General features: G+C 63.7%; 11 protein-coding genes. 3 read left to right on the top strand and 8 right to left on the bottom strand.

The features are described 5' to 3' along the window. Window positions 1–139: 139 nt before the first annotated feature. The 4 genes from boxC to SO140_RS01115 form a co-directional block, all read right to left on the bottom strand. Window positions 140–1,828 (bottom strand): 2,3-epoxybenzoyl-CoA dihydrolase, encoded by a 1,689-nt coding sequence (boxC, locus tag SO140_RS01130; protein WP_449377731.1) that lies wholly within the window; start codon window positions 1,826–1,828, stop codon window positions 140–142. Window positions 1,829–1,943: 115 nt separating this feature from the next. Beyond that, the gene (locus SO140_RS01125; protein WP_449377732.1) at window positions 1,944–2,471 is read right to left on the bottom strand and encodes a DUF309 domain-containing protein; all 528 of its coding nucleotides are present in this window, start codon (window positions 2,469–2,471) and stop codon (window positions 1,944–1,946) included. Between the two features lie 21 nt (window positions 2,472–2,492). Continuing rightward, complete coding sequence (locus SO140_RS01120) at window positions 2,493–3,311, bottom strand: alpha/beta fold hydrolase (protein ID WP_449377733.1); 819 nt, start codon at window positions 3,309–3,311, stop codon at window positions 2,493–2,495. A gap of 114 nt (window positions 3,312–3,425) precedes the next feature. Then, window positions 3,426–4,967, bottom strand: coding sequence for a benzoate-CoA ligase family protein (locus tag SO140_RS01115; protein ID WP_449377734.1), 1,542 nt, complete (start codon window positions 4,965–4,967; stop codon window positions 3,426–3,428). A gap of 122 nt (window positions 4,968–5,089) precedes the next feature. Between SO140_RS01115 and SO140_RS01110 the strand changes: the two genes are divergently transcribed. Next, window positions 5,090–5,998 carry a helix-turn-helix transcriptional regulator gene (locus tag SO140_RS01110; protein WP_254102299.1) on the top strand — a complete coding sequence of 303 codons (909 nt, stop codon included), beginning with the start codon at window positions 5,090–5,092 and terminating at the stop codon, window positions 5,996–5,998. Window positions 5,999–6,057: 59 nt separating this feature from the next. Here SO140_RS01110 and SO140_RS01105 read toward each other — a convergent pair whose 3' ends face one another. The 3 genes from SO140_RS01105 to SO140_RS01095 all read right to left on the bottom strand — a co-directional run bounded on the left by SO140_RS01105 (window position 6,058) and on the right by SO140_RS01095 (window position 8,641). Further along, complete coding sequence (locus SO140_RS01105; RefSeq protein WP_449377735.1) at window positions 6,058–7,188, bottom strand: glycoside hydrolase family 172 protein; 1,131 nt, start codon at window positions 7,186–7,188, stop codon at window positions 6,058–6,060. A gap of 180 nt (window positions 7,189–7,368) precedes the next feature. Beyond that, a complete protein-coding gene (locus SO140_RS01100; RefSeq protein ID WP_449377736.1) occupies window positions 7,369–7,698 on the bottom strand; it encodes a PRC-barrel domain-containing protein in 330 nt (109 codons plus the stop codon). Window positions 7,699–7,855: 157 nt separating this feature from the next. Continuing rightward, window positions 7,856–8,641: an IclR family transcriptional regulator domain-containing protein gene (locus SO140_RS01095; RefSeq protein WP_449377838.1), complete on the bottom strand. Its 786-nt coding sequence runs from the start codon at window positions 8,639–8,641 to the stop codon at window positions 7,856–7,858. 111 nt (window positions 8,642–8,752) lie between these two features. Here SO140_RS01095 and SO140_RS01090 point away from each other — a divergent pair, with 111 nt between their 5' ends. Together SO140_RS01090 and SO140_RS01085 are read left to right on the top strand one after the other, a co-directional pair. Next, window positions 8,753–10,111, top strand: a complete 1,359-nt coding sequence (locus tag SO140_RS01090; RefSeq protein ID WP_449377737.1) for an aromatic ring-hydroxylating dioxygenase subunit alpha — start codon at window positions 8,753–8,755, stop codon at window positions 10,109–10,111. Between the two features lie 282 nt (window positions 10,112–10,393). Further along, window positions 10,394–11,830: a glutamine synthetase family protein gene (locus SO140_RS01085; RefSeq protein WP_449377738.1), complete on the top strand. Its 1,437-nt coding sequence runs from the start codon at window positions 10,394–10,396 to the stop codon at window positions 11,828–11,830. A gap of 367 nt (window positions 11,831–12,197) precedes the next feature. Here the strand turns inward: SO140_RS01085 and SO140_RS01080 are convergent, their stop codons facing one another. Continuing rightward, window positions 12,198–14,447 carry a TonB-dependent siderophore receptor gene (locus SO140_RS01080; RefSeq protein ID WP_498542192.1) on the bottom strand — a complete coding sequence of 750 codons (2,250 nt, stop codon included), beginning with the start codon at window positions 14,445–14,447 and terminating at the stop codon, window positions 12,198–12,200. Window positions 14,448–14,655 lie beyond the last annotated feature (208 nt).

Below are 14,655 nucleotides of genomic sequence, written 5' to 3'. Positions count from 1 at the left end.
TGCTCCTTGCGATCTCGTGTCCCGGACGCGGTGCAACGCGAAGCGTTGCGCCGGTGAGCCGGGACCCATATGGTCCGTCCGGGTCCCGGTTCTGCGCAGCGTCACTTCGTGCCGCAGCGCGCCCGGGACGCGAAAGTCATCAAACCCGCGTCATATCGAATTTCGGCTTCTGGCCGCTGCCGTAGCGGCGCAGCGCGCCTTCCTCACCGACCGCGTTCGGGCGCTGGAAGATCCAGTTCTGCCATGCGGTCAGGCGCGCGAAGATTTTTGACTCCATCGTCTCCGGACCAACGAAGCGCAGGCTCGCTTCCATGCCGGTGAGGCTGTCGGGCGAGAAGCTCGCCCGCTCCTCGAGGAACACGCGGACCTCGTCGTCCCAGTCGATGTCGTCGAGCGCGAAGGTGACGAGGCCAAGCTCCTCGGCCTCCTCGGCGTCGAGGCTGATCCCGACGGTGGCTTCCGCCCGCTCCACATCGGACGGATCGGCCTGGAAACGCGATTGCAGGCGGGTCAGCCCGTGGCTCATCGGATAGGGGCCGAAATTCATCGCGGAGAGCTCGATCGAGGGCGGCGGACGATTGTCGCCCTGGCGGGTGCCGATCAGCATGTACGAGCGGTCGGCGGCGAAGACGAGCTCGGCGAGCGTGCCGGCAAAGCAGGAGCCGGGCTCGACCAGCGTCACCAGCGTGCGCGAGGTGACGTCGATGCGCTTGAGCACGCGCTTCCAGTAATGGCGGATCTCGTTGACCAGCCAGTGCGTCTTATTGGCTTCGAGGAAAGCGTCGCAGGCGAGCACATGGGCGCGCTCGCCATGGCTCTTGAACACGAGCATCGCGACCTCGAGCTCGTTGATGCGCAGGTGCAGGATCGCATCGTCGAGCTCGCGCGCGACCTGGAGCGGCCAGAAGGATGCGCCCTGCGCCAGCAGGCCGTCGATGTCGGCAGGCGGGGCAGCCTCCGGCGCCTTGATCGAGATGGTGGCGATGCGCGCGGCGCGATCGATATCGACGCTCACGAAGCCATAGCTGATGCTGGTCTCATCGATGATGCGCTTGAGCGGGGTGAGCGCAATGCCCTCGCCGCTTCCCTTGCGCTTGGATGACGCTGCAAATTCCTTGGCGCGCTCGGTGATCTTCGCCTCGAGCTTGGAGTTCGGGGCGATTTCGTCGACGAGCCGCCAGGCGACGGCGCGCTTGCCCTTCACGCCTTCCTCGATGGTGCAGAAGAAGTCGGCGTGGTCGCGGCGCACCTTGCGCTTGTCGACGACGCGCGTGAGCCCGCCGGTACCCGGCAGCACGGCAAGCAGCGGCACTTCGGGCAGCGCCACGGCGGAGGAGCCGTCATCGGCAAGGATGATGTGGTCGGTTGCGAGCGCCAGCTCATAGCCGCCGCCGGCGGCCGAGCCGTTCACGACAGTGATGAAGCGCTGGCCGGAATTCTCCGAGGAGTCTTCCATGCCGTTGCGGGTCTCGTTGGTGAACTTGCAGAAGTTGACCTTGTGGGCATGGGTCGAGCCGGCGAGCATGCGGATGTTGGCGCCAGCGCAGAACACGCGGTTCTTGGCCGAGCGCATCAGCACGACCTTCACTTCGGGGTGCTCGAAGCGCAGCCGCTGGATCGCATCGGCAAGCTCGATGTCGACGCCGAGGTCGTAGGAATTGAGCTTGAGCTGGTAGCCCTCGAACAGGCCGCCGTTTTCGTCGACGTCCATGGTCAGCGTCGCGACCTCGCCGGCGATCGCGAGCTTCCAGTGCCGGTAGCGCGACGGATCTGTCTGGAAATCGATGAATTTCGCACCGCCTGCGAGACGACGATCTTCCCCGGCCATGGGCCACCCTTGAGCTCGATTATGCGCGTCTGGCTTTAACCTTTTCATGCAAAATAGTGCATCTTTCAGGCCGCGTCTAGTCCGTTGCGATCAATACATGCATTTTGCTTCATGATTACTCGGGGCGCGGAATCGTCCCGAGCGGGACCCAATCGGCCTTCGACAACAGCTTCGGGCGGCCGAGCTTGGCCTGGAGAAGAGCGACGAGCGCCTCGGTCGGAAAGCGGTCGACGAAGCCGTCACCGGCTGCGGATGCCTTGCGTGTCCGGAGCTCGCGCAGCTCCTCCAGCGCCTCGCCAAACAGGCGCGAGGCCGAATGCGGCCTGACGATGCGCAACCGCAGATTCGCGTTGGCAACATAGATGCAGGCGCGGAGCAGGATGCGCTCGCGGCCACGCTGGGGAGCTGCCGCCCACACCGCTTCCAGGACCTCCTGCGATTCCCAGAAGTAGCCGCGATCGTTCAGCGCGAGTCCATAGCGCAGCGCGGGATGTCGTGCCGGCACATGGCCGCGGAACGCCGGCGGCACGAGCGCCTTGGCCATGTCGAGCGTTTCGCAATCGGCGTCGAGATCGGTTTCACCGGGCACATAGGCCCATTGCGGCCACGGCAAGGAGCCGGCCACGGGTGGTCGCGCAATCATCGGAGCGAAGCCTCCGATGATTCATGCCGCATGTCCCTCAAGACCCCGGTCGGCGCGCAACGCCGCCTGGGCAAATTCTGCAATAGCGTCAAGCGTCGCCCCCGGCGCTTCACGATGCGGAGCGTGCCCCGCCTCTGAAATGACTTTCAAATCTACCGGACAATAACATTCTTCCTGCGCAATCTCGACCTGTCGCATGGTCCCGTATTGGTCATCCACACCTTGAACGACCAGGACGGGGACGCGGATATAGGCGAGGTACTCGGAAATATCCCAGTTGCGGAATTTTGGGTCGAGCCAGGCGCCGTTCCAGCCATGAAAGGCGTTATCGACGTCCTTGTGCCAGCGCGCCAGTTTCGCTCTTAGATCAGTGGTCTCGTAGGTCCTCTTGATCTCGGCGATCGACTTCACCGAGATGTCCTCGACGATGAAATGCGGCGCGATCAGCACAAGGCCTTGCAGGCGGTGATCCTGATGTGAACCTGCGTAAATAGTCGCGATCGAGGCGCCGTCGGAATGGCCGAGCAACAGTCCGCGCCTGAAGGCAATCGCGTCGAGCACCCCCGGCAACACGTCGAGCGCCTCGCGATGCATGTAGTCGAGCGTTCGCGGCAACGTCACCGAGCTCGACTGACCATAGCCCGCCCGCGAATAAAGGAAGATGCCGGCGCCGGTAGCGGCCTGCAGCTTTTCCGGAAAGTCGCCCCATAAGCCGACTGAGCCGAGCCCCTCATGCAACATGACGATGGTCGACGCATTCGCGGATTTCGGCGCAAGCCATTTGTATTCGAGGTTGGCGCCGCCGATGGTGAGGAAGCCTGTGGGGGCGAGATTGGTCATGCTGTCACTCTGCTCTCCGTCGTCATGCCCGGGCTTGACCCGGGCATCCACGTCTATCCTCAATCACGGTGGCGCGTGGATGGCCGGGACAAGCCCGGCCATGACGACCTGCTGCTAGTTCGCGCCTGCGCGCAGCTTGAAGCGCTGGATCTTGCCGGTTGCCGTCTTCGGCAAGGACTCCACGACGTCGATCCAGCGCGGATATTTCCAGGGGCCGATCTTCTGCTTGACGTGCTCCTTCAGCATCTCCTGGAGATCGCTGGCCTTGGCGCCGGGACGCAGCACCACGAAGGCTTTCGGCTTCAACAGGCCTTCCGGATCGGCTTCGGGAACGACGGCGGCTTCCAGCACGGCCGGGTGCGTGATCAGCGCGCTCTCGACCTCGAACGGCGACACCCAGATGCCGGAGACCTTGAACATGTCGTCGGAGCGTCCGCAGAAGGTGTAGCGGCCCTCGGCGTCGCGGACATATTTGTCGCCGGTGCGCGTCCACGGACCTTCGAAGGTGCGGCGGCTCTTGTGGCGCTGGTTCCAGTAGCCCTCACCGGCCGAGGGGGCATCGACCAGCAGCTCGCCGACCTCGCCGTCCGGCACATCATGGCCGGCTTCGTTGACCAGCCGCACCGCATAGCCCGGCACCGGCTTGCCGGACGAGCCGTATTTGATGTCGCCCGGCGCGTTCGACAGGAAGATGTGCAAGAGCTCGGTCGAGCCGACACCGTCGAGGATGTCGACGCCGAAGCGCGCCTTCCAGGCATTGCCCACCGATTCCGGGAGCGCCTCGCCGGCGGAAGTGCAGATGCGCAGGGCCTTGCCGCCGCGCTCCTGCTTGCCGGCTTCGTCATTGAGCATGGCCGCGAACAGCGTCGGCACGCCGTAGAAGATGGTCGGGTTGTATCGGTTCATCAGCTCGAACATGCGCGCTGGCGTCGGCCGCTCGGTGTTCAGCACAGTGGTGGCGCCGACCGACATCGGAAAGGTCAGCGCATTGCCAAGGCCATAGGCGAAGAACAGCTTTGCCGCGGACAGACAAACGTCGTCCTCGCGAATGCCGAGCACCTGTTTGGCATAGGTGTCCGCGGTCGCCTGCAAGCTCGAATGCAGGTGGCGCACGCCTTTGGGCATGCCGGTCGAGCCTGATGAATAGAGCCAGAACGCCGGCTCGTCCGGATGCGTAGCAGCGGTCGCGAAATCATCGGTCTCTTGTGCAAGTTCTTCCGCGAGCTGCTTGTGGCCGTTCTGCTTGTTGCCGGAGACGACGACATGGTCGAGATCCGGCATGCGGCCGACGATGTCCTTGATGACGGGATAGAGCGCCTCGGACACGAACAGCACACGCGCGCGACAATCGGCGAGGATGTAGGCGTATTGCTCCGCGGTCAGCAGGGTGTTGAGCGGCACCGGCACGATGCCGGCGCGGATTGCGCCGAGAAACAGAAGCGGAAAATCGATCGTGTCGAGCATGATCATCGCCACGCGCTCCTCGCGGCGAACGCCGAGACGGCGCAGCATGTTGGCCGCGCGACGCGTCTGTTGCTGGAGCTCGCGGTAAGTCAGGCGGGAGACGGTATCGTCGAAGACGAGCTTGTTACCCCTGCCCTCCGCGATGTTACGGTCGAGCAGCCAGGTCACCGCGTTGTAGGATGCCTCGCTCACGGACTTCTCCCCCGAATTTTGAATTATAATTCATAGAAAGACACTCCGTCGGCTTGCTGTCAATGCCATCAGGCATTATGTTTCCGACAAATGCGCCGCCGGACATCCGCTAAAGAAGGCAAATGACCGAAAGTCCCGACGCCGAATCCCAATTCCTCGAACAGCTTGGCCAGCGCGTGCGCACCATGCGCGCGCTGCGCGGAATGTCACGAAAAGTGCTCGCCAAGGTGTCCGGCATTTCCGAACGCTACATCGCCCAGCTCGAAAGTGGCAAAGGCAACGTCTCGATCGTGCTGCTCAGGCGCGTGTCGAACGCGATGGGCGCGCATCTGGAAGACCTGCTGCCGACGATCGAGCCAGCGCCGGACTGGCAGATGTTCCGCGATCTCCTGCGCAAGGCGACGCCTGGCCAGATCGCGCAGGCCAAGGACCTGCTCGCCGGCGGCAGCGCGTCGGCGCCGCGGCGCGCGCCGTTCTGCGGTATCGCGCTGATCGGCCTGCGCGGCGCAGGCAAGTCCACGCTTGGCAAGATCTTGGCGAAGAAGATCGGCTGGAGCTTCGTCGAGCTCAACAAGGCGATCGAGGAGCAGAACGGGCTTTCGATCGCCGAGATCATCGCGCTTTACGGCCAGGAAGGCTTTCGCCGCATGGAGCAGGCGGCGCTGCAACAGCTCCTCGCACGCCACGAGTTGATGGTGCTCGCAACCGGCGGCGGCATCGTCTCGGAGCCACTGACCTTCGACCAGATCCTGTCATCCTTTTACACGATCTGGCTGAAAGCCGAGCCCGAAGAGCACATGGCGCGCGTGCGCCGCCAGGGCGACCTGCGCCCGATGGCCGACGACCGCTCCGCGATGACGGAGCTGCGCAACATCCTGCTCAGCCGCGAGCCGCTGTATTCGCGGGCGACGGCGGTAGTGGATACTGCGGGGCTGAGCGTAGACGCCGCGGCGGCGCGGCTGATCGATGCGGTGCGGCCGGTGCTGCAGAACGAAGCGCGCAGCTTCGGGCTGCGCAGCGTGGCGCTGTAAGCGCGCGGCGGCGCCGGCGACGTAATTCCCGCCATCTCCGACATCGAGGAAGCGCGGGTTCAATCCACCTCGAGATAATCCGCCCCCGGCAATTCCGGAAACCGCGCCGTCGGCAGCGCCTGGTACCAGAACGCGACTGATGCGACGTCGTCCTGCAACGGCAGGTATTTCGGCTCCTTCACGCCGGAGCGCCAGCCGAGTGCCTGCATCGTCACGCGCAGATCGCTCTGGAAGCGCACGGGATCGGGGATGTGCCAGCGGTACATGCCAAAGCGCTGCTGCGACTTGTAGACGCCGTCGGGACGGATCACCTGCGGCAGGCCGGCATAGGGCGTGGTGAACTCGAGATAGCGCGACACTGGCCCACCGCTCGCACCGGGATTGGCGAGCTGCCACGGCACGCGCGGATCGAAATTATAGGCGCCGCCAAAATAATCCTCGGTGCCGGTCCCGCAGACGGTCGGAAATTCACCGTCGCCGTCGATGAAGAATTTTATCTCGCCCTCGCCCCACCAGCCATTGTTGTTCGAGCCCCAGGCCATGTAGGTGCCGATATAGTGGCCGTGCCCGGTGACGCCGTCGAGCAGCGTGTGGACCTCCTTGTACGGCACCGGATTGGCGCGGCGAAACTGCGCATGAAAATAGGCGCAATCTTCCGGCACATCCGTCAGCGCGTAGTTGATCTGGTAATAGATGGTCTGCGCCTCCTCGTTGCGGTTCTCCAGAGTGACGCGCGCACGCTTGCGGAACGGCATTTCCCAATAGCAGTTGAAGCCGCGGCCCGGATTGACGCAGACGGCGAGCGAGGACACCTGCGCAAATTCCTCCCAGCCACAGGCGAAGAAGTCGCCGACGGGGCATTCGACGCTCGGGTGCGCTTGGTCATCCCAATAGATGCGCAGGATGGAGTGGCGCAGACGGCCGCGCGAAATCGTCATCCAGATCTGCTGGATCGCGCCCGCGCCTTCGATGTCGGCAAGCGTAAAGGTCGCGCCGGGCGCGATGACGACGTAAGGTGAAATCTTCCAGCCTCGTCCGAGATCGCGCGCCTGAGGTGCTGCCGGGCCATCGACGGCCATGCCGCCCTTGCCTTTCTCGCCAGTGAAATTTTCCGGACTGATCGAGCGCGACCGCGCGTTCGACAGGCGCGAGAGATTGCCGAGATGGAGGCCTAGTCCGGAGAATGTCATTGTGAGTCTTACCTTGCTGCACGGCGGTCGGTGATCGAGGCACGAAACTAGCCTAGTCCGTACGGGAGCGTGCAAACAGGTCGTAGGGTGGGTTAGCGAAGCGTAACCCACCTCTTTCGTTTCCGCGTTTACAGAAGTGGTGGGTTAGGCCTCCGGCTAAACCCACCCTACACAGCCCAGCTATACCGACCAGTAATTCGCATGCTGGTAGGCGCGCGAGCGGTCGCCCCAATCGAATTCCTCGCCGTCGAACTCGCACGGGCCGGTGCTCAGCTCGTCCAGCGTCACCTCGACCTGGAAGGCCTGACGGTGCGGATCGTATCTCAGCGCGCTCCACTGGAGGGGATAATGGTGATGCGTGCCGAGCAGCCCTCCGGTCTTGATCACGGCATAGGCGACCGTTCCGCTCAGCTTGTCGAGCATCAGCCGCTCGATCGTGCCGAGCTTCGTGCCGTCGCGCCCGAAGACGGCGACGTGCTCCACGCGATCGCTGGGAACCATGGTGTGCATGGCGTGCTCCCTGGGTTTTTGCGTTTGCGGGAATTATAGCACAAGCGAGCGGCGTAGGGTGGGTTAGCGTCAGCGTAACCCACCTCTTTGCTCGCCACGCGTTGGGCGAAGCGGTGGGTTACGCTTCGCTAATCCACCCTACGTAGCTACTGTGGCGCTACAGCAATTGCGAGCGCACCGCCTCCGCGCCTTCGCGGAGCAGCGGCAGGAAGCGGTCGATCAGCTCCCGCGTCGGCACGCGGTCGACATGGGCACCCATGTTGATGGCGGCAACGATGGTGTCGTCGTAGCGGCGGACAGGAACGGAGATCGAGCGGAAATGCGGCTCGGCTTCGCGATCGACCAGCGAAAAACCCTGCGCCCGATCGGCGGCGATCTTCGCAACGAGCAGCTTCGGATCGGTCACGGTCTGCGGCGTCAGCGCCTCGCGTTTCATCTTCTTCAGGCGGACGGTGAGCGTGGCGTCGTCGAACTGGCCAAGCATGACGCGGCCGACCGAGGTGCAGAAGACCGGCAGCCGGTAGCCGATCTCGAGCCCGCCGGAGAACACCCGCATCGGGCTGCCGCGCGCGATGAACAGGACGTCGTCGCCGTCGAGCACCGCGAGCGAGGAGATCTCCTGCGCCGCGGTTGCGATGCGGTCAAGCGCCGGTTGCAGCACGGCAACGAGCTGGTTGGAGCGCAAATACGACGCTGCGAGCGTCAGCACGTGGGGCGTCAGCGCGAACAGCTTGCCGTCGCTGGCGACGAAACCGCCGCGCTGGAGCGTGAACAGGATGCGCCGTGCGGTGGCGCGCGGCAGCTCGGCGGCGCGGGCGAGATCGCTCAGCGTCATCGGGCCGGCGGTCGCGCCGAACATCTGTAACAGTCGCAGGCCGCGATCGAGGCTCTCGACGAAATCCGTCGCGCGCTCGTCCGTCTCGTTCCGCTTCAGCTTGGGCATCCGCTCCGCGCCTGCAAAATATTGCTTGCTGCCAAACCACGGCATGTCATAATTCGCCCATTCGTTCAATAGGCGAACAACGCCCCTCCGCGCAAAAAGGACGCCGCCGCCATGATGAGCCAGGAGCAGAACGACCTGATCACCCGCACCGGGCCGAAAGATCCCTGCGGCAGACTGATGCGGAGCTACTGGCAGCCGGCGGCGCTGGTGGACGAGCTGGAGGACGCGCGCCCGGTACGGCCCGTCAAACTTTTGGGCGAAAACCTCGTGCTCTTCCGCGACGAGAGCGGCCGCTACGGCCTGATCGACCGCCACTGCGCGCATCGCGGCGCAGACCTCGCCTTCGGACGTCTCGAGACTGGCGGCCTGCGCTGCGCCTTCCATGGCTGGCTGTTCGACGCGACGGGGCAGTGCATCGAGACGCCGGCCGAGCCGAAGGATTCAAAACTCTGCCAGAACATCCGTCAGCGCTCCTATCCCGTGGTGGAGAAGAGCGGCATCCTCTGGGCTTATCTTGGCGAGGGCGCCCCGCCCGCTTTTCCGGAGCTCGACTGCTTCGTCGCACCCGGCACGCACACTTTTGCCTTCAAGGGCCACATGGCCTGCAATTGGCTCCAGGCGCTGGAGGTCGGCATCGATCCCGCACACGCCTCCTATCTGCACCGCTTCTTCGAGGACGAGGACACCTCGACCGCCTACGGCAAACAGTTCCGCGGCGCATCTGCCGGCTCTGACCTGCCGATGACCAAAATCCTGCGCGAATACGACCGCCCGATCATCAACGTCGAGCACACCGAATACGGCCTGCGGCTGATCGCGCTACGCGAGATCGACGACGAGCGCACGCATGTGCGGGTGACAAATCAGCTCTTCCCGCACGGCTTCGTCATCCCCATGAGCACGGAGATGACGATCACGCAGTGGCACGTGCCGGTCGATGACGAGAACTGCTACTGGTACGCGATCTTCACCAGCTACACGAACCCGGTCGACAAGAAGAAGATGCGCGACCAGCGGCTCGAACTCTATGAGCTGCCCGACTACAAATCGCGCAAGAACAAGGCCAACGACTACGGCTTCGATCCGCACGAGCAGCAGACCGCGACCTATACCGGCATGGGCACCGACATCAACGTCCACGACCAGTGGGCGGTGGAATCGATGGGCGCGATCCAGGATCGTACCAAGGAGCATCTCGGCCAGAGCGACAAGGCGATCGTGCAGTATCGCCGCCTGTTGCGGCAGGAGATCGAGAGGGTCTTGGGCGGCGAGAAGCCGATGCTGTTTCTCGATGAAGATAACGCACGTTCGATCCAAGGGCCTGCAACGATGGACGGCATCGGGCCGACACGGGGCTGGGAGACCTACTGGATGGAAGTCGACGTCAAGCGACGCCGCGGCGCGCCCTGGACGGCGCCGGTGCCGAAGGACATTGAAGGCAAGGTGCATCGGCTGACGGCGGCAGAGTGAGGCTCGCGCTCGTGAGGCCACATCATGAAAATCGTAGGGTGGGCGAAGCAAAGCGTGCCCACCACTTCTGTCGATATCGTGGAGAGCTGGTGGGCACGGCGCTTTGCGCCTTTGCCCGCCCTACGGCAGTGGAGTAAACGTGAAGGCCCCTCCCGCGTCATTGCGAGCGCAGCGAAGCAATCCAGACTGTCGCCGGCGCAAGACTCTGGATTGGTTCGCTGCGCTCGCAATGACGGAGTATGTGGCGCGTACTTCACGCCTAATAACTGACGGAGTAATGCAGTGACTTTCGTCGCGCGTCATGAGCTCTGGTCGGCCGAGCAGAAGGACGCGGCGCTGCGCGTGCGGCGGATGGTCGAGGAGAACAACCTCGAAGTCATCCGCCTCGCCTTCCCCGACCAGCACGGCATTTTGCGCGGCAAGACCATCATCGCGGCCGAGGCGATCGCCTCGCTGGAGAGCGGCTGCTCCATCACCACCACCATGCTCGCCAAGGACACTTCGCACCGCACGGTGTTTCCGGTGTTCACATCGGGCGGCGGCTTCGGCATGAAGGAGATGGAGGGCGCGGCCGACGTGCTGATGGTCGCGGACCCCACCACTTTCCGCGTGCTGCCCTGGGCGCCGACCACGGGCTGGCTGCTGTGCGATCTCCATTTCAACGACGGACGGCCTGTGCCATTCGCGACGCGCGGGCTTTACCGGCGGGTCCTCGACGAGCTCGGCGCGCGCGGCCTTGATTTCGTCGCCGGCCTCGAAGTGGAATTCCACATCTTCAAGCTCGACGACGGGCATATGCGCCCGGAGGATGCCGGCCAGCCCGGCACGCCGCCCTCGGTGAGCCTGCTCAGCCACGGCTATCAATACCTCACCGAGCAGCGCTTCGATCAGATGGAGCCGGTGCTGGAGATCCTGCGCCGCGACATCGTCGCGCTCGGGCTTCCCTTGCGCTCGGTCGAGGTCGAGTTCGGGCCGAGCCAGTGCGAGTTCACCTTCCAGCCGCGGAAGGGCATCGAGCCCGCCGACAACATGGTGCTGTTTCGCTCGGCCGTGAAGCAGATCGCGCGCCGTCACGGCTATCACGCCACCTTCATGTGCCGGCCAAAACTGCCGAACGTGTTCGCCAGCGGCTGGCATCTGCACCAGTCGATCACCTCGCGCGCGGGCGGCGAGAACTTGTTCATGGCGAAAGATGCCAGTCAGCCGTTGAGCGAATTCGGCCGCGCCTGGCTCGCAGGCCTGCTCGACCACGCCCGCGCCTCAGCCGTGTTCACCACGCCGACGATCAACGGCTACAAGCGCTACCGTTCCTATTCGCTGGCGCCGGACCGCGCGATCTGGGGTCGCGACAATCGCGGCGTGATGATCCGCGTGCTCGGCAGTGCAAACGATCCGGCGACGCGGCTCGAGAACCGGATCGGCGAGCCCGCAGCCAACCCCTATCTCTACATGGCGTCGCAAATCCTCTCGGGGCTGGACGGCGTCGACCGCAAGCTCGATCCCGGCCCATCTGCGGACGCGCCCTACGAGACCAAGGCGCCGCTATTGCCAAAATCCTTACGCGATGCCGTCGGCGCGCTGAAGGACGACCCATTCTTCCGCGAGAAGCTCGGGGCGGAGTTCGTCGACTACTACACCCACATCAAGAATGCCGAGATCGACCGCTTCCTGGCCGAGGTGACCGACTGGGAGCATCGCGAATATTTCGAGATGTTTTGAGACCGGCTACTCGCCGTGGTGACGGTAACCCCACGGCGCCCTGCGGGCATACCTCACCCTCCTGTGAGACGACTTCGTCCCGCCTGTTCCGACGACATCACGTTGCCGCCGGACGAAGCCATTTTCCGTATGCCTCGAAAAGCGCCGGAAAGACTGCAGCGCTAGAGTGCGATTATGTGATCAGACGATGGAGTTCGGTCATGTGGGGTCAATTGTTCAGCCTGATTTACCGTCTGTCCTGCCGCACCACCCTGATCGAGATCGGCGTGCATCGCCTGTCACGCTGAGCGCCAGGTACGCTTAGGTAAGACGGATTGACCTTATGACGCGGGTTGCAGGGCAAAACGCGTCATCCCCGGGGATCCATTCACCAGCGGTAGCCGAGTGTCGCGATGACGGTCAGCGGCGCACCGCGGTAGCAATATCCAACCTGGCACGTGGTGTAGTGCAGATTGAAGAGGTTCTTGGCATTGACCTGGAACTGCACACTCTTCAATTCCTTCGCCGCCTGGCCAAGATCATATTTCAGCGCCGCATCGATCAAGGTAACCGCGCTGTTCTTGAAGGTATTCTCGTCGTCGCCAAAGCTCCAGGACATGTAGCGCACGCCCGCGCCGACGCTTAGTCCTGCGAACGGACTGGCCAGCGGCAGGGCATAGTTGCCCCACAACGTCGCGGTGTGCGGGGGGTTGCCGGATGGAAACTTACCAAGCGTCGAGCTGTCTGCAGCCTGCTTGGTGACCATGTCGAGATAGGTGTACGACGAGGTGATATCAAAACCACCACCCAGACTCGCGAGCCCCTGCAATTCAAAGCCGCGGCTTTGAATCTCTCCGCGCTGGACCGTGACCCCCGTCCCCGTCGTCACGAGCCCGCCGTCCTGGGTGAGGTCGAAGACAGCGGCGGTGATGAAGCTCCTGGTGCCGGGCGGCTGATACTTCACACCGACCTCGGTCTGCCGGCCGGTGGTCGGCTTGAAGAAGGCGCCAGACGGATCAACGCCGAGATTGGGAAAGAACGACGTCGAATAGGCGACGTAGGGCGCAACGCCGGAATCGAACACATAGGTCAGCCCGGCTCGCCCGCTATAGGCCTGGTCGGACTGCACTTGCCGGGTCACCGCGAACAGATCCTCGCCCGTGGTGCGCACCCAGTCACTGCGACCGCTCAGCGTCAAGATCCAGTGATCGAGCTTGGCCTGGTCCTGGACATAGACGCCGGACTGGATTTGCCGCTGTGCCGTCGAGGACGAGATTGCCGGATCAGGAATGGATTCGGGCGCATAGACCGGCGCTGCCAGATTGAGATCGGACACACCGAAGCCGAACCCCTGCATGTCAGAGAATTTCGACCAGGTGTAGTCGGTGCCGATCAGGAGGGTGTGCTGCACAGGTCCCGTAGCGACCTTGGCCTCGACCTGGTTGTCGACGATGGCGGATTGCAGCCTGTCGTGGACGTAGCCGGTATAGCGCGAAACGACGTCGCCCACCGGAGCGCCGAGAAAGCCGACATAGCGGGTGACCGCGTCCACATCCGTGTAACGGAACTTCTGCCGGACCGTGACGCTGTTGTCGAAGGCATGCTCGAAGATGTAGCCGACGCGCCCCTGCTCCTGATCCAGCGAATTGTAGGACGGACTGCCGGTGTAGATGTCGTTGGTCGTCCCGGTCCCCGAGGAGTAGGTGAACATCGACCCCGGCGTCTTCGATTTCTGGTAGGCGCCGAGAACCGTGAAAGACGTCGATTGATCAGGCTTCCAAGTGACGGCTGGCGCCACATAGACACGATCGTCCTTGCCGCCCGGCACGAACACGTCCGCCTCGCGAACGACCCCGGTCAACCGATAGAGAAACTGGCCGCTGGCATCGAGCGGCCCGGAAAGATCGAAATTGCCCTCAAAGCGACTGCGGTCGCCGAACAGGGTCTGCACCTCGTGAAACGGCTGGCTGGTCGGCAGCTTGCTCTGTAGATCGATCAGTCCACCGGGGGAGCCGAGGCCATAAAGCGCTGAGCTCGGCCCACGAACGACGGTGATGCTGTCGATGCCATAAGGTTCAGTCTTGAACACGCCGAGACCGGCACCGACGAGGCGCAGTCCGTCGAGATAGGTGCCGTTATAGGTGATATCGAAGCCGCGGATCGAGATCGACTCGAAGCGCAGATCGTAGCCGGCAGCATCGATGCGGACGCCCGGCTCGTAACCGACCGCCTCCGTCAGCGTCTGCACGGTGCGATCGTTGAGCTCCTTGCGCGTCACGACCGAGATCGACTGCGGCGTCTCGAGCAATGGCGTGCTCGTCTTCGTGCCTGCCGAGCTCGTGCCCGCAACGTAGCTGCTCTCGCTTGACGCATTGCCGCGACCGGCACCGGCCTCACGCGCGTTTTGATTTCTGGTATCCACGGGCCCGGCATTGCGCTGTGTCAGGTTGCGGTCGCGCGGCGATTGCGACGCTCGCTGGGCGCGCGGACGCGCCTGTCCGGGTGCATCCACCGTGACGGGAGGCAATGAGGTCCCTGCGCTCGAGCCGGACCTCGGCTCGGATATCTGCGCGATCGACGGTGTCGGTTGCAGGAGCACTCCCAGGCCAGCCATCCCCAGGCCCAGGCCTGATCTCATCAACCGCTCCCAAACCAACTTATGCCCGTCGTCGCGTCTCATCGTCGTCCCCGAGTTCCATCTTCGAACGATCGGGGAGTAATCAGATCGCGGCGCGCACCGCCTTTGCGCGTGCGCAAATCACCTTTGATTCCACGTGGAGGCTCTCAAGTCTGCGAACGGATAGGCCTTCGTCGTCGACGACATGGACACGTCGTGCAGACTCATG

This window comes from Bradyrhizobium sp. UFLA05-108, assembly GCF_059803455.1.
Note: the sequence above shows the minus strand (reverse complement) of the source record. Positions and strands in the feature narration are given on the sequence as shown.

What these genes read in the sequence shown, in the direction of transcription:
- SO140_RS01090 (WP_449377737.1), top strand. Translation starts at nt 8,753, where the DNA reads ATGATGAGCCAGGAGCAGAACGACCTGATCACCCGCACCGGGCCGAAA.
- SO140_RS01080 (WP_498542192.1), bottom strand. Translation starts at nt 14,447, where the DNA reads ATGAGATCAGGCCTGGGCCTGGGGATGGCTGGCCTGGGAGTGCTCCTG.
- SO140_RS01120 (WP_449377733.1), bottom strand. Translation starts at nt 3,311, where the DNA reads ATGACCAATCTCGCCCCCACAGGCTTCCTCACCATCGGCGGCGCCAAC.
- SO140_RS01105 (WP_449377735.1), bottom strand. Translation starts at nt 7,188, where the DNA reads ATGACATTCTCCGGACTAGGCCTCCATCTCGGCAATCTCTCGCGCCTG.
- boxC (WP_449377731.1), bottom strand. Translation starts at nt 1,828, where the DNA reads ATGGCCGGGGAAGATCGTCGTCTCGCAGGCGGTGCGAAATTCATCGAT.
- SO140_RS01095 (WP_449377838.1), bottom strand. Translation starts at nt 8,641, where the DNA reads ATGCCCAAGCTGAAGCGGAACGAGACGGACGAGCGCGCGACGGATTTC.
- SO140_RS01125 (WP_449377732.1), bottom strand. Translation starts at nt 2,471, where the DNA reads ATGATTGCGCGACCACCCGTGGCCGGCTCCTTGCCGTGGCCGCAATGG.
- SO140_RS01110 (WP_254102299.1), top strand. Translation starts at nt 5,090, where the DNA reads ATGACCGAAAGTCCCGACGCCGAATCCCAATTCCTCGAACAGCTTGGC.
- SO140_RS01100 (WP_449377736.1), bottom strand. Translation starts at nt 7,698, where the DNA reads ATGCACACCATGGTTCCCAGCGATCGCGTGGAGCACGTCGCCGTCTTC.